Annotated in this window: 13 protein-coding genes; 8 read left to right on the top strand and 5 right to left on the bottom strand. The window is 71.9% G+C overall.

The annotated features are described in order from the left end of the window. Positions 1-9: 9 nt before the first annotated feature. Positions 10-1128, top strand: a complete 1119-nt coding sequence (locus ACFY29_RS18570; protein ID WP_328420328.1) for a GuaB3 family IMP dehydrogenase-related protein — start codon at positions 10-12, stop codon at positions 1126-1128. A 67-nt stretch (positions 1129-1195) separates the two neighbouring features. Here ACFY29_RS18570 and ACFY29_RS18565 read toward each other — a convergent pair whose 3' ends face one another. Continuing rightward, positions 1196-4513: a ThuA domain-containing protein gene (locus ACFY29_RS18565; protein ID WP_386987660.1), complete on the bottom strand. Its 3318-nt coding sequence runs from the start codon at positions 4511-4513 to the stop codon at positions 1196-1198. 215 nt (positions 4514-4728) lie between these two features. Next, positions 4729-5856 carry a sugar phosphate isomerase/epimerase gene (locus ACFY29_RS18560; protein WP_328420324.1) on the bottom strand — a complete coding sequence of 376 codons (1128 nt, stop codon included), beginning with the start codon at positions 5854-5856 and terminating at the stop codon, positions 4729-4731. A gap of 392 nt (positions 5857-6248) precedes the next feature. On the opposite strand from ACFY29_RS18560, the gene ACFY29_RS18555 reads away from it, so the two are divergent. Both ACFY29_RS18555 and ACFY29_RS18550 read left to right on the top strand, forming a co-directional pair. After that, a complete protein-coding gene (locus ACFY29_RS18555) occupies positions 6249-7673 on the top strand; it encodes a M1 family metallopeptidase (RefSeq protein ID WP_386987655.1) in 1425 nt (474 codons plus the stop codon). A gap of 108 nt (positions 7674-7781) precedes the next feature. Beyond that, the gene (locus ACFY29_RS18550) at positions 7782-9239 is read left to right on the top strand and encodes a M1 family metallopeptidase (RefSeq protein WP_386987652.1); all 1458 of its coding nucleotides are present in this window, start codon (positions 7782-7784) and stop codon (positions 9237-9239) included. A gap of 63 nt (positions 9240-9302) precedes the next feature. On the opposite strand, the gene ACFY29_RS18545 is transcribed toward ACFY29_RS18550, so the two are convergent. Further along, entirely contained in the window at positions 9303-10424 is a 1122-nt protein-coding gene (locus tag ACFY29_RS18545; protein WP_386987649.1) for an LCP family protein, read from the bottom strand. A gap of 146 nt (positions 10425-10570) precedes the next feature. Here ACFY29_RS18545 and ACFY29_RS18540 point away from each other — a divergent pair, with 146 nt between their 5' ends. Together ACFY29_RS18540 and guaA are read left to right on the top strand one after the other, a co-directional pair. After that, complete coding sequence (locus ACFY29_RS18540) at positions 10571-12268, top strand: FAD-dependent oxidoreductase (RefSeq protein WP_386987645.1); 1698 nt, start codon at positions 10571-10573, stop codon at positions 12266-12268. Between the two features lie 150 nt (positions 12269-12418). After that, on the top strand, positions 12419-13975 hold the full coding sequence (gene guaA, locus ACFY29_RS18535; protein WP_328420314.1) for a glutamine-hydrolyzing GMP synthase: 1557 nt from the start codon (positions 12419-12421) through the stop codon (positions 13973-13975). A 7-nt stretch (positions 13976-13982) separates the two neighbouring features. Here guaA and ACFY29_RS18530 read toward each other — a convergent pair whose 3' ends face one another. Then, positions 13983-14369 (bottom strand): PspC domain-containing protein, encoded by a 387-nt coding sequence (locus ACFY29_RS18530; RefSeq protein WP_355608120.1) that lies wholly within the window; start codon positions 14367-14369, stop codon positions 13983-13985. A gap of 143 nt (positions 14370-14512) precedes the next feature. Between ACFY29_RS18530 and ACFY29_RS18525 the strand changes: the two genes are divergently transcribed. From ACFY29_RS18525 to ACFY29_RS18515, 3 genes are all read left to right on the top strand, one after another. Continuing rightward, entirely contained in the window at positions 14513-15463 is a 951-nt protein-coding gene (locus ACFY29_RS18525; RefSeq protein WP_386987641.1) for an NUDIX hydrolase, read from the top strand. 144 nt (positions 15464-15607) lie between these two features. Beyond that, positions 15608-16498 (top strand): NUDIX domain-containing protein, encoded by an 891-nt coding sequence (locus tag ACFY29_RS18520; RefSeq protein ID WP_386987638.1) that lies wholly within the window; start codon positions 15608-15610, stop codon positions 16496-16498. Positions 16499-16842: 344 nt separating this feature from the next. Beyond that, positions 16843-17790, top strand: a complete 948-nt coding sequence (locus ACFY29_RS18515; protein WP_328420306.1) for a CDP-alcohol phosphatidyltransferase family protein — start codon at positions 16843-16845, stop codon at positions 17788-17790. 59 nt (positions 17791-17849) lie between these two features. Here ACFY29_RS18515 and ACFY29_RS18510 read toward each other — a convergent pair whose 3' ends face one another. Then, positions 17850-19103, bottom strand: a complete 1254-nt coding sequence (locus tag ACFY29_RS18510) for a phosphatidylserine decarboxylase (protein WP_328420304.1) — start codon at positions 19101-19103, stop codon at positions 17850-17852. Positions 19104-19617: the final 514 nt, after the last annotated feature.

Raw genomic sequence — 19617 nt, 5'->3', positions numbered from 1 at the left:
GAGTCCCCCATGCGTGACGTGGTCGAGATCGGGCTGGGCAAGACCGCGCAGCGCGGTTACCACCTGGACGACATCGCCATCGTGCCGAGCCGCCGGACCCGGGACGTCGACGACGTCTCCACCGCCTGGCAGCTCGACGCGTACCCGTTCGGCATCCCGTGCGTCGGGCACCCCTCCGACGCCACGATGAGCCCGTCGTCGGCGGTTCGGCTCGGTGAGCTCGGCGGCCTCGGCGTGCTCAACGTCGAGGGGTTGTGGACCCGCTACGAGAACCCGACCAAGGTGCTGGAGGAGCTGGCCGGCCTCGACGAGGACGCCCGCGCCACCAAGCGGCTCCAGGAGGTGTACGCCGAGCCGATCCGCCCCGACCTGATCGCGGAGCGGGTCCGCGAGCTGCGCGCCGGTGGCAGCACGGTGGCGGTGCGGGTCTCCCCGCAGCACACCCTGGCGCTGGCCCCGGTGATCCTGGACGCCGGGGTGGACATCCTCGTCATCCAGGGCACCATCGTCTCGGCCGAGCACGTCTCGACCACCGACGAGCCGCTGAACCTCAAGGAGTTCATCGCCGACCTCGACCTGCCGGTGATCGTCGGCGGCTGCACGGACTACAAGACCGCGCTGCACCTGATGCGCACCGGCGCGGCCGGCGTGATCGTGGGCATCGGCGGCGACGAGTGGTCGACCACCGAGTCGGTGCTGGGCATCCGGGTGCCGATGGCCACCGCGATCGCCGACGCCGCAGCGGCCCGCCGGGACTACCTCGACGAGACCGGCGGCCGGTACGTGCACCTGATCGCCGACGGTGACATCCAGACCTCGGGTGACATCGCCAAGGCGCTCGGCTGCGGCGCGGACGCGGTGATGCTCGGCGAGCCGCTGTCGCTCTGCGACGAGGCGCCCGCCGGTGGTGCCTGGTGGCACTCGGCGGCCAGCCACCCGTCGCTGCCCCGGGGCGCGTTCGAGGTCTCCGGCGACCCGATCGGGTCGATGGAGCAGCTGCTCTTCGGCCCGGCCGACGAGGCCGACGGCCAGCTCAACCTGTTCGGCGGGCTGCGCCGCGCGATGGCCAAGTGCGGCTACCGCGACCTCAAGGAGTTCCAGAAGGTCGGCCTGGTCCTCGACCGCTGACCTCCCCCGTACGCCGGAAGGCCGGCCCCGCCACGCTGCGGGGCCGGCCTCCGTCGTACCGGGGGCGTCAGCCCTCGGTGAACTCGACCCAGTTCAGGTTGACCAGGCCGCTGGTCGGGCCGCCGGGTACGGCGCTGAAGACCAGGTAGAGCCGGTGCGCCCCGGCGGGCTGGTCCACCGGCACCGTGGTGCTGGTGAAGGCCCCGTTGCCGGTGGTCGCGTTCAGCGTCGCCGTGGCGACCACCGGGCCGGTCGGCGAGTCGAGCCGCAGCTCAACCCCGGCCCGGGCGGTGCCGGCGGTGGCCGCCGAGCCTCCCGAGTGCCGCAGCGTCACGGTGGTCACCCCGCCCAGGTTGATCGGGTCGAAGGCGACGTGGTCGCCCGGGTCGATCCCGCTGACGTGCTGCCCGCCACCGGTGTCGCCGGTGTTGGCCACCTCGACGCCCTGCTTCACCTGGGCGTTCTCGGCCTGCTGCCGGGGCGCCTGGATGATCGCCTGGCCGACCGTGGTGAGTGCGGCCTGGCCGCCGCCACCGAGGTCGGTGTACGAGGCGCTGATCCCGCCGTACAGGTACCCGCCGGCGTGGTCACCGCCGTCGGCCGGCGTGGCGAGGATGCCGGTGCAGCCGGTGGTGGAGCTGTCCGGGTGGCCGTGGCTGTCGTGGCCGAGGACGAAGGTCACGGTCACCCGCGAGCAGTCCACCGGCCCGTCCTCCGGGTCGGTCACCGTGACGGTGAACGGCACACTCTCACCCCAGGTGAAGAAGCTGCCGGCCACCGGGGAGGTGACGGTCACCGTGGGCGCGGTGTTGCCGACCACGATCTCCTTGGTGAGCACCGCGGTCCGTCCGCTGGAGTCGGTCACCGTCAGCTTGGCGGTGTACGTCCCGTTCGCGGTGTAGGTGAACGACGGGCTCGGGTCGGCCGAGTCGACCGTGCCGTCACTGGTGAAGTCCCAGGCGTACGAGATGGACTCACCCGGGTCCGGGTCGTAGCTGCCGGCCGAGGAGAACTGCACGGTCAGCGGTGCCGTCCCCGAGGTCGGGGTGGCGTCGAGCTTCGCCACCGGCGACCGCTGGCCCTTGACGTACCGGATCACCGACAGCTGCGCGTCCGGGTTGGCCCGGAAGAAGCCGTCGCCGTACTCCAGCAGGTAGAGCGAGCCGTCCGGGCCGAACTCCATGTCCATCGGGTTGTCGAAGACGACGCCCGGCAGGAACTGCTCGACCCCGGTCAGGGCGCCCTTGCCGTCGGTCCGCATCATGAAGATCTTGTCCCGGGTGAACTCACCGAACACCACCGCGTTCTGGTAGTACTCGGGGAACTTCACCTCCGAGGTCGACGCCGGGTCGTACGAGTAGATCGGGCCGCCCATCGGGCCGACGCCGCCAGTGCCGATCACCGGCCACTTGAAGTCGCAGCCGACCGGCGGGTTCTCCAGGTACGAGCCGGCACACGGGGTGCGTCCGTCGAACGTGTACCAGAACTGCGGCTGCTCGACCTTCGGCAGCACCCGCAGGCCGGTGTTACGCGGCGAGTTGTTGACCGGCGCGCCGCAGTTGAACGGGGCGCCCGAGGTCCGGGTGACGAAGTCGAAGTCGATGTACGGCAGGCTCGGCGAGTAGCAGTACGGCCAGCCGTAGTTGCCGGCCTTGTTGGTGGCGAACCAGCGGCCGGTGCCGTCCGGCCCGCGGGTGGCGCTGGGGACACGGGAGTCCGGCGAGTAGTCGCCCACGTAGACCATGCCCCGGGCGTCCACGTCGTAGCGGAACGGGTTGCGCAGCCCCATCAGGAAGATCTCCGGCCGCGTCTTCCCGGCGGTGTCCTGCTCCTCCGGGAAGAGGTTGCCCTTGGGGACGGTGTACGTGCCGTTGGCCCGCACCTTGATCCGCAGCAGCTTGCCGCGCAGGTCGTTGGTGTTGGCGGAGGAGCGCTGCGCGTCGTAGCCGGGGCCCTGGGTCGGCGACTCGTTGATCGGGGTGTACCCGTCGGAGCCGCCGGCGTTGGTGTCGTCCCCGGTGACCAGGTAGAGCAGCCCTTTACCGTCGAACTTGATCTCACCGGCCACGTGGCAGCAGATGCCGCGGTCCACGTCGACGCGGAGGATCTGCTGCTCGGTGCTCATGTCCAGGTGCGGGGTGGGGGAGTCCACCAGCTTGACCCGGGAGAGCTGGTTGTAGCCCTTGAACTTGTCCCAGACCGTCGGGTCGGTGGAGGTGGCCGGTGCGTCGCCCTCGTTGACGCCCGGGGTGGCCGGGTTGTCGACCGGGGTGTTCAGCTTCGGCGCGTAGTAGATGTAGACCCACTTGTTGGTCGCGAAGTCCGGGTCGATCGCCACCGACTGGAGGCCGTCCTCGTCGTGCTGGTACACGTCGACGGTGGTGATCACCGGGCTGGCACCGGTGGCCGGGTCGTAGAGCCGCACCTCGCCGCCGCGGGTGTTGTGCAGCACCCGGCCGTCCGGGAGCACGGCCAGCGACATCGGCTCGCCGGGGTCGTCGTTGAGGGTGACCTTCTCGTAGTTGCCGAGCACCGTGGCGCCACAGTCGCCCTCGATCACGCCGGCGGACCACTGGATGCCGCCGAGCAGGTGCTCGCGGAACTTCGCCGAGCGGTACGTCTCGATGCTGTGCCCGAGGCCGGTGTAGAAGGATCGACCGCCCTGGTAGTCCTTGCACCAGGTGACCGGGTGGTCGTACCCCATGGCGCCGCCGGTGTAGGTCTTCTCGTCGACCGTGCCCAGGACGTGCGCGGTGCCCCGGACGTTGCGGTTGAAGTTGTACCACTCCTCGGTGAGGGTGAGTGTGCGCGGCAGCGTCTCGGTCGCCGGGTGGGCCCGGTCGGCCACGTCCACCACGCCGCGGACGACCGGCGAGGCGCCGGCCACCTTCGCGCCGACCAGGTCCTGGTAGAAGGCCCAGTCCGGCTCGGTCTCCGCCGCCGCGTGCACGCCGACGTAGCCGCCGCCGGCCTTGACGTACGACTCGAAGGCCGCCTCCTGGCTGGCGTTGAGCACGTCACCGGTGGTGTTGAGGAAGACCACCGCCCGGTACTTCGCGAGCTCGGCGGCGGTGAACACGGCGGCGTCCCGGCTCACCGTGACCTTGAAGTCGTTCGCCTGGGCCAGCTTCCGGATGGTGTCGACGCCGTCGGTGATGGATGCCCGGCGCTCACCGGCGGTCTTGGTGAACACCAGCACCCGGTAGGTCTGCGGTGCGCGGGCGGCGGAGCGGAGCGCGGCCGGCCCGTTCTCCACGACGGCCGGCGTGCTCGGGGGCGCGTCGTCGGTCGGTGCGGCGGCGGCGGGGACGGCGGAGGTGAGGGGGATGGTGAGGATGAGTCCAGCGGCGACGGCTAGCCATCGTCGTCCGGTCGGTCGGGTCATCGTTCCTCCGGTGGTCGGCAGGCGCGCGGCATCCCCGGCCTGTTGGGGCCGGCAGCGCGACTGCGTGGGGGGATGGGACCGGGCGCGTCCCGTCGCCGTACGGGAGGCGCGGTGTGACCGGGCCGGTGGTCGACCGTTCGGTCACCGGCCGCCGGCGGCGTCGCCGGCGAGGTGCGGCGTGGCCGGCGTCGGAGGGACGCCGGCCACGCCGGGGGTCACTTCTTGAGGTAGATCGTCAGGTCGGACATGTTGCGGTAGCTGAGCGCCGCGAAGTCGAGCGACTGGGCCCGGTTGGCGGTGCCACCGGGGGCGGTGTCCATCTCCCAGTTGGCGTGGTGGAAGTCCCGCTCGCCGATGGTCTGGAAGAACTGCTGGAAGTTGAGGTCGCCCTCGCCCAGCGGGGTCATCTGGTGGCCGTTGGGCACGCTGGTGTCCCGGTCGCCGTCCTTGGCGTGGAAGAGCGGGAACCGGGTGGTCCGGTCGGCCACGGTGAGGATCGGGTCGAACAGGTCGGTCACCTCGCGGCCGGTCGGGTCGATGTACTTCTGGTGCTTGTACCGGGCCACGTAGGCCCAGTAGATGTCGAGCTCGAAGTAGACGTACCGGGGGTCCGTCTTGCCGAAGAAGTACTCCAGCCGCCGGACGCCGGAGGAACGGGTGGGGCGGCCCTGGTCGTCCAGGGGCCCGGAGTCGAGCAGGAAGCTGTACGCGGCGTCGTGGTTGTGCGTGTAGAGCCGCATGCCCCGGGCCCGGGCCTGCCGGCCCAGCTCGTTCCAGGTGTCGGCGGCGGCGTCCCAGTCGGCCTTGTACGCGCTGTTGGTCGGGTCGCTGCCGGTGCCGATGTTCTTCATGCCGAGTTCCTCGGCGATGTCCAGCTGCTGCTGGAAGGTGGCCGCCTGGATCGAGGCGTGGGTGCCGTTGGCCACCAGGCCGTTGTCGTCGAGGATCTTGCGGATCTCGGTCGGGGTGATCTGCCGGCCGAGGATCGCGGTGTTCTGGGTGTAGCCGGCGAACTCGATCTCCTTGTAGCCGATCTCGGCGAGCCGGGCGAGGACCCGCTCGAAGCCGTACGGCACGCCGCTGTCGTCGGGCGCCGCGGTGATCCGGTCCCGGACGCTGTAGAGGATGATGCCGCGGTTCTTCGACGGGATCAGCGGCTCGACCCGCAGCTTGCTCTTTCCCTTGTCCCTGTCCTTGGAGTGGGCGAGTGCGGGGGTGCCGGTGGCGAGCACCGGCAGGCCGGCCGCGCCGAGCGCGGCGGCGGCGCCGGCGGACGCGGCGAGCAGTGACCGGCGGCTGAGCCGGCCGGCAGAAGAGGCGTCGGGTGCGATCTGGTCTGGCATTGGTCCACCTTTCGCGACGGCGGTTTGCCGTCGATAACGATCAGCAGAGGTGCGAGAGGGTAGGTCGCGGGGCGCCGCCGAGCGCCCGTTCCGCGCTCCCGGTGGACCGGGACCGCGCGGTGCCGCGAAGTTGAAGGGGCAGGTCCACGCCGCCGCCACGGCGTGTCGAGCCGGGACGAGGCCCCGTCTCCGGTAGCGGTCGGCGTGAATGTTCCGAACGCGTTACATCTTGGAGACAGACACTAACGTCGGTCGAAGCCAAAAGAAAGTATCGATCAGCACCAACTTTTGTTTGGATCGACGAAAGTCACTGATGATCGTCGATACCGGCCTCGCGTCCGCCTGCGCTGGCTACGCTCGTCGTGACCGGGGACGTCGCAGGAGGAGTGTGCATGGTCCTGACCGGACGGAGACCGCCCCGGCGCCGGGTGGCCGTCGCCGTCACCGCGCTGACCAGCGCGATCGCGCTGGGCGCGGCCGGCTGCACGGGCGCCGACCGCGACATGTTCCGGCCGGGTGCCGCCGACGCCGGAGACCCGTACGTTCCAGGCCACGGCAACGGCGGGTACGACGTCAAGAACTACCACCTGGACGTCCGCTACGACCCGGCGACCGACCGGCTGACCGGCCGGGCCACCATCACGGCGACGGCAACCCAGGACCTGTCCCGGTTCAACCTGGACCTGGTCGGTCTGCAGGTCGGCGCGGTCACCGTCAACGGCACCCGGGCCGAACACCGCCGCGACGACGGCGAGCTGGTGGTGACCCCGCCCGACGGGTTGTCACGCGGCCGGCCGTTCACCGTGACGGTCGACTACGCCGGCGTACCGACCGCCGTCAGCGACGGGGCGCTGGGCAGCGGCGGTTTCCTGCACACCGCCGACGGCGCGGTCGCGCTCGGCCAGCCCGACTCCGCCGCCACCTGGTTCCCGGTCAACGACCACCCGTCGGACAAGGCCAGCTACGAACTGGCGGTGACCGTCCCGGATGGTCTCTCCGCGCTGAGCAACGGCGTGCCCGGGCCGAAGAGCAGCGCCGACGGCTGGACCACCTGGCGCTGGTCGGAGCGCACCCCGATGGCCAGCTACCTGAGCACCCTGGTGATCGGCGACTACCGGGTGGTGACCGGCAGTCACGCCGGCCAGCCGATGATCACCGCGGTGGCGGCGAGCCTGCCGGCGACCGGTGGCGCGGCCGGCTCGCTGGCCCGCACCGGAGAGATCGTCGACTTCCTGGCCAGCCGCTTCGGCCCGTACCCGTTCGAGTCGTACGGCGGGATCGTCGTCGCCGACGACCGGGTCGCCTACGCGCTGGAGACCCAGTCCCGGCCCGTCTACGGGCCCGCCTTCTTCGCCGACGACCGGCCCAACCCGGGCGTGGTCGCGCACGAGCTGGCCCACCAGTGGTTCGGCGACAGCGTGTCGCTCACCAGGTGGGGGGACATCTGGCTCAACGAGGGCTTCGCCAGCTACGCCGAGTGGCTGTGGGAGGAGCACGACGGCGGCCGGACCGCGCAGCGCAACTTCGAGCTCCAGTACGCCTCGACCGACTGGTCGCAACCATCGGTCGAGCCGGGCCGGGAGCGGATGTTCGGCGCCGCCGTCTACAAGCGTGGCGCGCTCGCCGTGCACGCGCTGCGTCGGACCGTCGGCGACGCCACGTTCTTCCGCATCCTGCACACCTGGACCACCGAGCGGGCGGCGGGCAGCGGCACCACCGCGGACTTCGTCGCGCTGGCCGAGCGGGTGGCCGACCGGCAGCTACGCCCGCTGTTCGACGCCTGGTTGGTGGGTGGCGCGGCGCCCACCCTGCCGTGACGGGACCGTGATGACCGATCGATAGGCTGCCGCCTGCGATCGGCCGGGAGTTGCCGCTCGCGCGGAGCGGCGGAGGCCGCCTCCGCCACCGTACGGGGGAGGCTCGTGATGCGGGTGACGAGGCGCAGGTTGCGGGTTGGTGTCGGTCTGCTGGTGACCGGGGCGCTTGCACTGTCCGGATGCAACTCGGCCGCCCCGGAGGCGGCGCCGTCGCCGAGTGCGTCCCCGACGCCGTCGCGGACCTTCACCGCGGGCGCGGCCGGGGTCGGCGACGCCTACTTCCCGAGCTACGGCAACGGCGGCTACGACGTCGGGCGGTACACCGTCAAGGTGCGCTACGACCCGGAGAAGGATCGGCTGACCGGCACGGCCACCGTGCAGGCCACCGCGACGGCCGACCTGTCGACGTTCAACCTCGACCTGGCCGGCCTGACCGTCAAGACGGTCACCGTGGACGGCGCACCGGCCACCCACACCCGGGAGAAGAACGAGCTGGTGATCAAGCCGGCGGCCGGGCTGATCACGGGCAACGGCTTCGTCGCCGAGATCGTTTACGAGGGGGTGCCGAAGCCGCTGAAGAACGAGGTGCTTGGCGAGGGCGGTTTCCTGCACACCTCCGACGGTGCCATCGCGCTGGGCCAGCCCGAGTCGGCGAGCACCTGGTTCCCGGTCAACGACCACCCGTCCGACAAGGCCGCGTACGACTTCGAGATCACCGTCCCGGACGGCCTCACCGCGGTCAGCAACGGTGTGCCGGGCGGCAAGGCAAGCACGGACGGCTGGACCACCTGGAAGTGGTCGGAGAAGTCGCCGATGGCCAGTTACCTGAGCACGCTGGTGATCGGCAAGTTCCGGATCACCACCGCCGAGCACAAGGGACGGCCGGTGTACAACGCGGTCACCACCACGGTGGCCAAGGGCGCCGCGGACGCGTCGATCGCGCAGACCGTCAAGGTGGCCGACTACCTGGAGAGCGTGTTCGGGCCGTACCCGTTCGACGCGTACGGCGGCGTGGTGGTCTCCGACAGCCGCATCGCGTACGCGCTGGAGACGCAGAGCCGTCCGGTCTACTCCGCCGGCTTCTTCCGGCGCGGCGAGAACACCGAGGTGGTCGCCCACGAGCTGGCCCACCAGTGGTTCGGCGACAGTGTGGCGCTGGCCAAGTGGGAGGACATCTGGCTCAACGAGGGCTTCGCGACGTACGCGGAGTGGCTCTGGGCCGAGCACTCCAAGGAGTACACCGCCAAGCAGGCGTTCGACATCCGGTACGCCCAGGTGCCGGCCCAGGTGTGGAAGACGCCGCCGGGCAAGCCGGGGGCGAAGGAGTTGTTCAGCGAGTCGGTCTACCAGCGCGGCGGGATGACCCTGCACGCGCTGCGGGTGGCCGTCGGCGACAAGGCGTTCTTCGAGATCGTCAAGACCTGGGCGGCGGAGAAGCGCAACGGCACCGCCACCACCGCCGAGTTCGTGGCCCTCGCCGAGCGCATCTCCGGCAAGCAACTCGACGCTCTCTTCGACGCCTGGCTCTACGGCACCAAGAAGCCCTCAACCCCCAAAGCCCTCTGACGACCCATCCCCTTCCCGCCGCGAATTGGGGACCGAAAGCTCAAGACCGCGGCGGGGAGGGGGTCAGGTTTTGATGCGTAGGGTGGGGTGGGCGGACAGGTAGGCGTCGGCGCGGCCGGCACGGAGTTCGGTGATGAACTTCTGGCCGACACTGGTGAGCTGTTCGCCGCGATAGGCGCTGCCCTTGCCGACGCCCGAGCCGGGCAGGCCGACCAGCACGAACCGGTCCTCCGGCACCCCACCCAACGCGTACGCCAGGTCGACGATCCGGCGGCCACCGACGTAGATCAGGGTGTCGCCCAGCGCGGCGACCACCTGGTCGACCCGCTCCGGCTGCCGGGCCAGGCCCTCGTCCAGGATCTTGCGGGTCAGCGCCCGGATCAGCTGCTGCTGGTGGCGCTGCCGGGCATAGTCGCCGCCGGTGATGTAGCGCTGCCGTGCGTAGTCCAGCGCCTGCCAGCCGTTGAGGTGCCGCTCGCCCTTCTCGTAGACCATCTGCGGCCCGGTGTAGCCGCCGGGCACACTCTCCCGGTGCTTACCGTCCGGCCGGCGGTGCAGCGAGGCGACCCGCTGGTCGATGTAGACGTCCACCCCGCCCAGGGCGTTCACCAGCCGGTCGAACCCGGTGAAGGTGAGCACCGCGCCGGCGTCGATGCGGAGCCCGGTGTACCCGCTGACCGTGCTGCGCAGCAGTTCGTACCCCTGGGCTGTGCTCGGCTGTTTGGGCTTGCCCGGCACCCGGCTGCCGTAGCTCATCGCGTGGGTGAGTTTGGTCTTGCCACCGGCGTAGCCGGCCTTCGGGAACGCCGGGATGTCCACCAGCAGGTCGCGGGGGAGGGAGAAGAGGTACGCCCGGCCCAGCCCCTTGGGTACGTGCAGCACCAGCACGGCGTCGGCGTGCGGCTCCCAGCCGGGCACGCTGACCCGGGTGTCCACCCCGACCAGCAGCAGGTTCAGCGGACCGGTGATGTTGGCGCCCGGCGGCGGCCCGGTCGGGCTGGGGGTGGGCGTGCCGGCCGGCGTGGCGCTCGGTGAGCCGGCCACCGGTGCCGTCCGGTCGGGCGTGTCGTTGCCGGTCAGCCGGGTGATCACCACAGCCCCGGCCGCGACCAGCGCGACGACGGCGAGGGCCGCCAGCCCCAGCAGCAGCCACCGTCGACGCGGCGCCATCGACGCGAGGTTCATGTTGGACGTCCTTCCCACCCGTATCCGAACAACGCCCCGACGAGTGCTCCAGGTTGCGGCCGGGAGGCGCCGGGTCGGTCGGCCGGTGCATGATCGCGCGAAAACGGGCGCTGGCGCGAGCGCTACTCGCGAGTAATGATGCGTCCATGCGGTATGACGTGGTCGTCATCGGGTCCGGCTTCGGCGGCAGCGTCACCGCGCTCCGGCTGGCCGAGAAGGGCTATTCGGTCGGCGTGCTGGAAGCCGGCCGACGCTTCGCCGACGACGAGTTCCCGCAGACGTCCTGGCGGGCCCGTCGGTTCCTGTGGGCACCGAAGCTGGGCTGCTACGGCATCCAGCGGCTCACCCTGCTCCGCCCGGCCGACCGGCGATCGGGTGGCGGCGTGCTGGTGCTCTCCGGAGCCGGGGTGGGCGGCGGCTCGCTGGTCTATGCGAACACCCTCTACGAGCCGCTGCCGGCCTTCTACACCGACCCGCAGTGGCGGGACATCACCGACTGGCGTGACGAGTTGGCCCGTCACTACGACCAGGCGAAGCGGATGCTCGGTGTCACCACGTACCCGCTGAACACCGGCGCGGACCGGGCCATGCGGGCGGTGGCCGACCGGATGGGGGTGGGGCACACCTTCCACGCCACCCCGGTGGGCGTGCACATCGGCCGCCCCGGCGAGCGGGTCGCCGACCCGTACTTCGGCGGCGCCGGCCCGGAGCGCACCGGCTGCCTGCACTGCGGCTCGTGCATGACCGGCTGCCGGCACGGGGCGAAGAACACACTGGTCAAGAACTATCTCTGGCTCGCCGAGCGGCTGGGCGCCACGGTGCATCCGCTGACCACGGTGACCGCCGTCAAACCGGCCGCCGACGGCGGGTACGAGGTGCACACGGTCCGCACCGGCGCCTGGCTGCGTCACCGCCGCCAGGTGATCCACGCCGACCAGGTGGTCTTCGCCGCGGGCGCGCTCGGCACCCAACGGCTGCTGCACGAGATGAAGGCCGACGGTGCGCTGGCCGGGCTCTCGTCCCGCCTCGGCGAGCTGACCCGGACCAACTCGGAGGCGATCCTCGGCGCCTCGGTGGCGCGCCAGCGGGCCCGGGCCGAGCGGTTGGACTTCAGCGAGGGGGTGGCCATCACCAGCTCGTTCCATCCCGACCCGCAGACGCACATCGAGCCGGTCCGCTACGGGCGCGGCTCCAACGCGATGGGGCTGCTCCAGTCGCTGCTGGTCGACGGTGGTCCGCACCGGGTCCGGCGCTGGCTGGGCAGCATCGTGCGGCAGCCCGGGCTGGCCGCCCGGATGCTGTCGGTGCGCGGCTGGTCGGAGCGGACGGTGATCGCCCTGGTGATGCAGTCGCTGGACAACTCGCTGACCACCCGGTGGCGGCGCGGCGTGTTCGGCCGTCGGCTGGTCACCGGCCCGGGCCACGGCACGCCGAGCCCGACCTGGATCCCGGCCGGCAACACGGCGGCGCGGCTGCTCGCCGAGGAGATCGGTGGTACGCCCGGCGGCTCGCTCACCGAGCCCTTCGACATCCCGATGACCGCGCACATCCTGGGCGGGGCGGCGATCGGGGCCACCCCGGCCGACGGGGTGATCGACCCCTACCACCGGGTGTACGGGCACCCCGGGCTGCACGTGGTGGACGGAGCCGCGGTCTCGGCCAACCTGGGCGTCAACCCATCGTTGACCATCACGGCCCAGGCCGAACGCGCCATGTCCCTCTGGCCCAACAAGAACGACCCGGACCCGCGCCCCCCACTCGGCACCCCCTACCGCCGCCTGGACCCGGTCCCACCCCGAGCCCCGGCTGTCCCACCCGAGGCACCGGCCGCCCTGCGTCCCTGACTCACCCCTCGGCGATCTCGCGGGCGGGTTCGCCGCTACGGGGCGTATGTCCTGTTTGGTGAGGCGGTCAGTGCAGGATCTTGGAAGGGAGGGTGCGGGGGCGGCGGGGCGGGGCGGGAGCGGCCGTGACTGTCGGTAGGCTTTGTGCACATGAGCCTGCCTCGCCCCGTCCTTGTGGTGGACTTCGGAGCCCAGTACGCCCAGCTCATCGCCCGCCGGGTCCGCGAGGCGAGGGTCTACTCCGAGATCGTGCCGCACTCGATGCCGGTCGCCGAGATGCTGGCGAAGAACCCGGCCGCGATCATCCTCTCCGGCGGCCCGTCCAGCGTCTACGCGCCGGACGCGCCACAGATCGACGCCGGTATGTTCACCGCCGACGTGCCGGTCTTCGGCATCTGCTACGGCTTCCAGGCGATGGCCCAGGCGCTCGGCGGCACGGTCGCGAAGACGGGCAACCGCGAGTACGGCGGCACACCGCTGCGCCCCCGCCTCCTCGACCCCGGTGTACTGCTCCGCGACCTGCCGGCCGACCTGCCGGTCTGGATGAGTCACGGCGACTGCGTCACCGAGGCGCCCGAGGGCTTCACGGTGACCGCCGAGTCGGCGGGTGCGCCGGTGGCCGCGTTCGAGGATCTGGCCGGTCGCCGGGCCGGGGTGCAGTTCCACCCGGAGGTCGGGCACACCGCGCACGGCCAGGAGATGCTGACCCGCTTCCTGTACGACATCGCCGGCATCGAGCCGACCTGGACGCCCGAGAACATCATCGACGAGCAGGTGGCCCGGATCCGCGCCCAGGTCGGCGACAAAGAGGTCATCTGCGGCCTGTCCGGCGGGGTGGACTCGGCGGTCGCCGCCGCGCTGGTGCACAAGGCGGTCGGTGACCAGCTCACCTGCGTCTTCGTCGACCACGGCCTGCTGCGTGCCGGCGAGGCCGAGCAGGTGGAGAAGGACTACGTGGCGGCCACCGGCATCAAGCTGAAGGTGGTCGACGCGGCGGAGCGGTTCCTCGGCGCGCTGGCCGGGGTGACCGACCCGGAGCAGAAGCGCAAGATCATCGGTCGGGAGTTCATCCGGGTCTTCGAGGCCGCCGCCCGCGAGGTCGCCTCGCACGGCGATGTGGAGTTCCTGGTCCAGGGCACCCTCTACCCGGACGTGGTGGAGTCCGGCGGCGGCACCGGCACCGCCAACATCAAGAGCCACCACAACGTCGGCGGCCTGCCGGAGGACCTGAAGTTCGCGCTGGTCGAGCCGCTGCGCACGCTGTTCAAGGACGAGGTCCGGGCGCTCGGCCTGGAGCTGGGCCTGCCCGAGGCGATGATCTGGCGGCACCCGTTCCCGGGCCCCGGCCTGGCCATCCGGATCATCGGCGCGGTCGACCAGGAGCGGCTCGACCTGCTCCGCCAGGCCGACCTGATCGCCCGGGAGGAGCTGACCGCCGCCGGCCTGGACCGCGGCGTCTGGCAGTTCCCGGTGGTGCTGCTGGCCGACGTGCGCAGTGTCGGCGTGCAGGGTGACGGGCGCAGCTACGGGCATCCCGTGGTGCTGCGCCCGGTCTCCAGCGAGGACGCGATGACCGCCGACTGGTCACGGCTGCCCTACGAGGTGGTGGCCCGGATCTCCACCCGGATCACCAACGAGGTGGCCGAGGTCAACCGCGTGGTGCTGGACGTGACCAGCAAGCCGCCGGGCACCATCGAGTGGGAGTGAGCGCACCTCACGCGGCCGGAGGCGCCTCATCCGCCGGTCGTGTGCTGGGCGGGCTCGCCGACGGGTAGGGCGGCGTCGGGGCGTACCCCGGCCATGGCCCGCCGGGCGCGGGCCCGGCGGTGGGCGGCGGACCGGTCTGCGGCGCGGTGCCCGCCGCGTGCGGCCAGGCCGGCGCGCCGCTGGGCTCCTCGGGCATCAGGAACCACATGATCGGGTACGCGAACAGCGCGAGCCCGCCGGTGAGCAGGCCGGTGACCGCGAAGATCACCCGGACCAGGGTGGGGTCGACGGCGAAGTAGCGGCCGAGACCGCTGGCGACCCCGGCCACCATGCGGTCGGTGGTGGGTCGCCGGAGCTGCTTGTACGGAGCGCGGGGAGCGGTGGTGGGTGTCATGTCTCCACAGTCCGCGCCGCTGTCTCTCCCGGCCTCGGTGACCGCCCGGATCCTTACCCTGACCAGCCCCTGATCGGGGTCAGACAGTCAGGAATCTGACTCTTTTCCGTTCCGGTAACCCTGCCCGGGGAGAATTTGCTCCCGTGACCACCTTGCTGGAGCCGCTCCGCAGGATCGCGGCATACGCAGTTTGTGCTGACTCAGACGGCCGGTTCTTGCTGGTCCGCGCATCGGAGCGCTCCGGCACACCCGGTGTGTGGTCGCTGCCCGGCGGGGCGGTCGACCATGGCGAGGACCCGAACCACACGGTGGTCCGGGAGACCGCCACCGAGACGGGTCTCTCGGTCGCCGTCTCGGGTCTGGCCGACGTGCTCGCCGACATGCGGGCGCTGCCGGAGCGCGGCATCACCATCCACACCGACCGGCTGATCTACCGGGTGGCGGTGCGCGGCGGCACGCTGGCCGACCGGGTGGGCGACCGCCCCACCGACCTGGCTCGCTGGTACACCCTCGACGAGGCGCGCGACCTGCCGCTGCGCTCGTTCAGCGCGCGCGCCCTCGGGCTGCCCGCCTCCTCGGCCGACGTGGTGCCCGACGAGGTGCCCGAGTTCCCCTCGTTCTACGCGGTGCCCGGCCCGGACGGGCTGCACCGGGCGCAGCGCTTCGCCGCGTACGCGGTGTGCACCGACCCGGCCGGCCGGGTGCTGCTCACCCGGGTCTCCGCCGGCTACCCGGGCGCCGGCTGCTGGCACCTGCCCGGCGGCGGCACGGACTACGGCGAGCAGCCCGGCGCGGCGCTGATCCGGGAGCTGGTCGAGGAGACCGGGCAGACCGGCCGCCTGGTCGAGCTGCTCGGGGTGGCCAGCCACCGTGACGCCGCCTCGCTCGGCCCGGAGGGCTACCCGATCGACTGGCACGGCGTACGCGCCTTCTACCGCGTGGTGGTCGACAAGCCCGACCCGTTGACCGTGGCCGACGTGGGCGGCTCCACCTGCGAGGCCCGCTGGTTCGCCCGCGAGGAGCTGGGCGCCCTCCCCACCCACCACCTCACCGAGGTAACCGCCGAAGCAGTCCAAGCCGCCCAACTCACCTAACCCCTCCCACCCCCCACCCCTCCCTCCCTCCCTCCCTCCCCCCAACCCCCTCCCCGCGTTGATCATGAAGTTATTGTCAGGACGCGCCGAGATGGACGGCGATAACTTCATGATCGACGGGGACAACCGGCGGCGGGGAGCGGGATGGAAATGCGGCGGGTGGGGGTTTATGGGGTTTTGTGGGAATTGGGTCGGGTTTTGGTTGTTTGGGACAGGAGCTTGGGGGTTTGGCGGCTGCCGGGGGGTGCGGTGGCGCACGCCGAGCATCCGGAGCACGCCGTGGTCCGCGAGGTCTCCCGGCAGACCGGGCTGACCGTGGCGGTGGACCGGCTGCGGGCGGTGGTTGCCGACGTGACCACCTACCCGGAGGACGACGTCGCGCTGCACACCGACCGGTTGGCGTTCGACTTGAGTGTGCGTGGCGGTGCCCTGCGCGACGCCGTGGACGGCCCGACCGACCAGGCCCGCTGGCTCGCCCCGGCCGAGGTGGCCCGCCTGCCGCTGGCACCGTTCAGCGCCGAGCTGCTCGGCCTGCCGGTCATCCCGCTCCCGACCGGAGCGCACCGGCCCGGTGAGCCGTTCCCGCCGGTGCACCCGGACCGCCGGCTGCGCTTCGGCGCGTACGGGCTGGTCACCGACCCGGCCGGGCGGATCCTGCTCACCCAGATCGCCGACGGTTATCCGGGAGCCGGCATGTGGCACCTGCCCGGTGGCGGCACCGATCACGGCGAGCAGCCGACCACCGGGCTGCTCCGTGAGCTGGTCGAGGAGGGCGGCCAGTTGGGCCGGGTGGTGGAGCTGCTCGGCGTGGACAATCTGCACAACCCCGCCGCGCTCGGCCCGGAGGGGCGCCCGCTGGACTGGCACGGCGTACGGGTGATCTATCGGGTGCTGGTGGACGTACCTACTGACGCGGTGGTCACCGAATCCGCCGGCGGCTCGACGGCGCGGGCCGGCTGGTTCACCCCGTCGCAGGCCGCCGACCTGCTGTTGACCGGGATCGCTGCCTCGGCAATCGGACAGCTGGGCCGATAGCCCTCCGCTCGGTGAGCCGAGATGGTGACCCTCCGGTACAGTCAAAGGCGGGAATGATGGAGGAAACGGGCGATGAAGCCCGGCATGGGAATAAGAGAGCGGTTCGCGCGGTTTAGGCCAGATATAAGTACCGCCGGCAGCTATCGCCAAGTCCTGTTCCCTTATGCGATGGTGTACTCCGCAAAACGGCTGCCGGGCCAAGCAAGGTCCGGCACGAGACAGCCGGACACCCGCCCACGGCGGTCAGCTGATCCGGTGATGGAGGAAACGTGCCGAGAGCCCCATGGCGCCGGCGTCGTACGACTGACAGTCCGCGCCCCGCTGGGCGTCGCTGGGCGGGCCGGTTGCGCCGCAGCAGCACGTTCGCCCGCCAGGTGCTGCTGGTCCGGGTGGGTCGCCGCGACGGCGACCTGCACACCGCCGACGTGGCGCTGCCCGAGCACCGGTACGCCGAGCGGCAGCGCCGCCGCTACGGCCTGGACCGGCTGGACCGGCTCGGCCGGCAGTCGCTCAACCTGGGTCGGGCGGAGATCGAGGCGGTCATGCCGGTCAGCCCGGCGCTGCCGCCGATGGCACACGCCGACGAGGTTTCGCCCGGGTCGATCCCGCTGCTCCCCGGTGAGCGCACGGTCGCCCGCCGGATGAAGTTCGGCCTGGTCAACGCGTGCACCCTGGCCAGCCTCATGCTCGGCATGCTGGCCATCTTCCAGGCCATGCAGGGTGAGGTGCGCATCGCCGCGCTCTGCCTGATCGCCTGCGTCGCCTTCGACGGCCTGGACGGCGCGCTGGCCCGCCGGCTCGGCGTGGCCAGCCCGTTCGGCGCGCAGATGGACTCGCTGGCCGACATGTGCTCGTTCGGCCTCGCCGCACCGGTCGTGGTCTACGCCTCGCTCGCCGGCTCGGTCTCGACGGCTGCGGCGGCGGTCGCCTGCGCACTGGTAGCGGCGTGTGCCGCGATCCGGCTGGCCCGCTTCAACGTCTCGCCCAAGGACGGCCGCTTCTTCTGCGGGGTGCCGACCACCATGGCGGCCGCGGTGCTCGCCGTGACCGTCGCGATCGGCCTTCCGGTGCCCGGCCCCGTGCTGGTCGCCGGGGTGGCACTGCTCGCCTTCGCGATGGTCTCCAGCTTCCCGTACGCCAAGCTCGCCCGGCTGGTGAAGCTGCCGCCGTGGCTCTGGCTGGCCCCGATCATCGGCGCGTTGGTCGACATCCGGCTCACGTTCGCCCTGATTGTGGTGGGCTACCTGGTCAGCGGGCCGGTGCTCTGGCTGCGCCAGCGTCGTACCGCCTGATCCACGCAAGCGAAACGGGGCGCCGCGATCAGCGGCGCCCCGTTCTCTGTTGCGCGGGGTCAGTGCCAGCGGGCGATGACCGTGGAGCCGCCGACGACCTTGTCGCCCGGCCCGACCAGCGGCTCGGCAGCCTCGGCCGGCAGGTAGACGTCGGTCCGTGAGCCGAACCGGATCAGCCCGAAGCGCTCGCCCTTCGCCAGCAGCGCGCCGATCGGCGCGCGCTGCACGATCCGCCGGGCGATCAGCCCGGTCCGCTGCGCGACCACCACCGGGCCGCGGGAGGTGTCCAGCACGGTGTACGCGGCCACGTTGTGCTCGGCGTCCGGCTTCATGGCGTTGACGAAGCCGCCATCTGCGACGAAGTAGTCCACCACCTTGCCGGCGACCGGGGCTCGGTTGACGTGCACGTCCAGCACCGACAGGAAGACCGCGATCCGCAGCCACTCGCCGTCGCCGAAACGCTCGTCGTGCAGGCGCTGCACCGACAGGACCTGCCCGTCCGCGCTGGCGACCACGGCGTTCGGGTCCTCCGGCACGTCCCGCTCCGGGTCCCGGAAGAACGCGGCGACCGGTCCGGCGGCCAGCGCCGGCAGCAGCCAGAGCTTCGACGAGGGACGCGCCACCCGGGCCAGCGCGGCCAGGCCCAGCGTGATGCCCGCTGCGGCCACCCCGTTGGAGTCGATGTGCATGCCCCGGGTCAGCGGCACGCTCGACGGCCGGTACGCGGGCGCCAGCCGGTCGGCCGCGGCCGGGCTGGCCGGAGTGAACCGCAGCCGGTAGACCCGTACCGGCGGCGAGTTGCGCAGCACCAGGTCGGCGCCGACGCCGTACAGGGCGTCCTGCCGGGCCAACTCGGCGGCGGCACCGGTGGTCCGGCCGGGCGTGGCGGTGGTGGCCACGCTCAGCACCGCGCCGTCGGCCAGGTACTTGGCCATGTCCTCGATGCCGCTGCGGGTCTCCTCGGCGGTGCCGGTGAACGCCTCGCCAGCGATGACCACCCCGGCGGCCTCAGCCTCGGCCAGCGAGTCGACCACGCGCACCCGGTCGGCGACCCACCGACCCTGGGCGGTGACGTGCTCGCGGAGCGCGGTGGCGCTGGACGACTCGGCGGCCACCACGGTGAGCCGGTCGCCGGGGAGCAGCGCCTCGATCGCCGCGGCCAGCACCGCGGACTGCGGGCTCGCGCCGACCAGCAGGGCGGCCTTGGGATCGTTGATCCGGGCCAGCTCGGTGACGAGGGTACGGGCGGCTCGCTCGCCGATGCGGACCGGACCGGACCGACCGGTGGAACGCACGGCGGGGGACTGGGTCATGTCGGACGGGCTCCTGACGGGGGTAGAGACGGGAATCGCGGCGGGACCGCCATGGCGGGACGGGCCGGCCGGCGGAGGCGAAATCTCCACCGGCCAGCATATGCGCCTGCCCGCGCCTGCCGCACCGCCCCAGCGGTCGAGAAGACCGCGCCGGCAGGCGCAGGGTCAGGACTCCCGCCGCTGCCCCTCCCGCTCGTCCGCCGGGTGGTCGTCGACGCGCTCGACCGGATGGTCGACCAGGGTCGGCTCGTCGGCCTCCACGGCGGCCGGTCGGGCGAGGCTCCCGGTGGTCGGCTCGTCATTCCCGTCGGCGGGCTGACCGGAGATCGGCGCGGTCTCCGGCTCCGACGGCGAGTGGGCCAGCCAGGCCGGGTGGATCACGTCTGCGGTCGGAGCCTCCGGTACCCGTACCTCCGTGATTGCCTCCGATGCCGGTCCCGGCCCGGGAGCGTCCCAGGTGGAGTGTTCGGCGTCCCAGGCCGCCAGACCCGCGCCAGACGTCGGTGCGGCCCCG

Origin of the sequence: Micromonospora sp. NPDC000668 (assembly GCF_042897975.1) — a bacterium.
In the GTDB taxonomy this organism is placed as follows: domain Bacteria; phylum Actinomycetota; class Actinomycetes; order Mycobacteriales; family Micromonosporaceae; genus Micromonospora.
The sequence above is the reverse complement of the archived record's forward strand: the minus strand, read 5'-3'. Positions and strand labels throughout refer to the sequence as shown.

What these genes read in the sequence shown, in the direction of transcription:
- ACFY29_RS18570 (WP_328420328.1), top strand. Translation starts at nt 10, where the DNA reads ATGCGTGACGTGGTCGAGATCGGGCTGGGCAAGACCGCGCAGCGCGGT.
- ACFY29_RS18565 (WP_386987660.1), bottom strand. Translation starts at nt 4,513, where the DNA reads ATGACCCGACCGACCGGACGACGATGGCTAGCCGTCGCCGCTGGACTC.
- ACFY29_RS18560 (WP_328420324.1), bottom strand. Translation starts at nt 5,856, where the DNA reads ATGCCAGACCAGATCGCACCCGACGCCTCTTCTGCCGGCCGGCTCAGC.
- ACFY29_RS18555 (WP_386987655.1), top strand. Translation starts at nt 6,249, where the DNA reads ATGGTCCTGACCGGACGGAGACCGCCCCGGCGCCGGGTGGCCGTCGCC.
- ACFY29_RS18550 (WP_386987652.1), top strand. Translation starts at nt 7,782, where the DNA reads ATGCGGGTGACGAGGCGCAGGTTGCGGGTTGGTGTCGGTCTGCTGGTG.
- ACFY29_RS18545 (WP_386987649.1), bottom strand. Translation starts at nt 10,424, where the DNA reads ATGAACCTCGCGTCGATGGCGCCGCGTCGACGGTGGCTGCTGCTGGGG.
- ACFY29_RS18540 (WP_386987645.1), top strand. Translation starts at nt 10,571, where the DNA reads ATGCGGTATGACGTGGTCGTCATCGGGTCCGGCTTCGGCGGCAGCGTC.
- guaA (WP_328420314.1), top strand. Translation starts at nt 12,419, where the DNA reads ATGAGCCTGCCTCGCCCCGTCCTTGTGGTGGACTTCGGAGCCCAGTAC.
- ACFY29_RS18530 (WP_355608120.1), bottom strand. Translation starts at nt 14,369, where the DNA reads ATGACACCCACCACCGCTCCCCGCGCTCCGTACAAGCAGCTCCGGCGA.
- ACFY29_RS18520 (WP_386987638.1), top strand. Translation starts at nt 15,608, where the DNA reads ATGGAAATGCGGCGGGTGGGGGTTTATGGGGTTTTGTGGGAATTGGGT.
- ACFY29_RS18510 (WP_328420304.1), bottom strand. Translation starts at nt 19,103, where the DNA reads ATGACCCAGTCCCCCGCCGTGCGTTCCACCGGTCGGTCCGGTCCGGTC.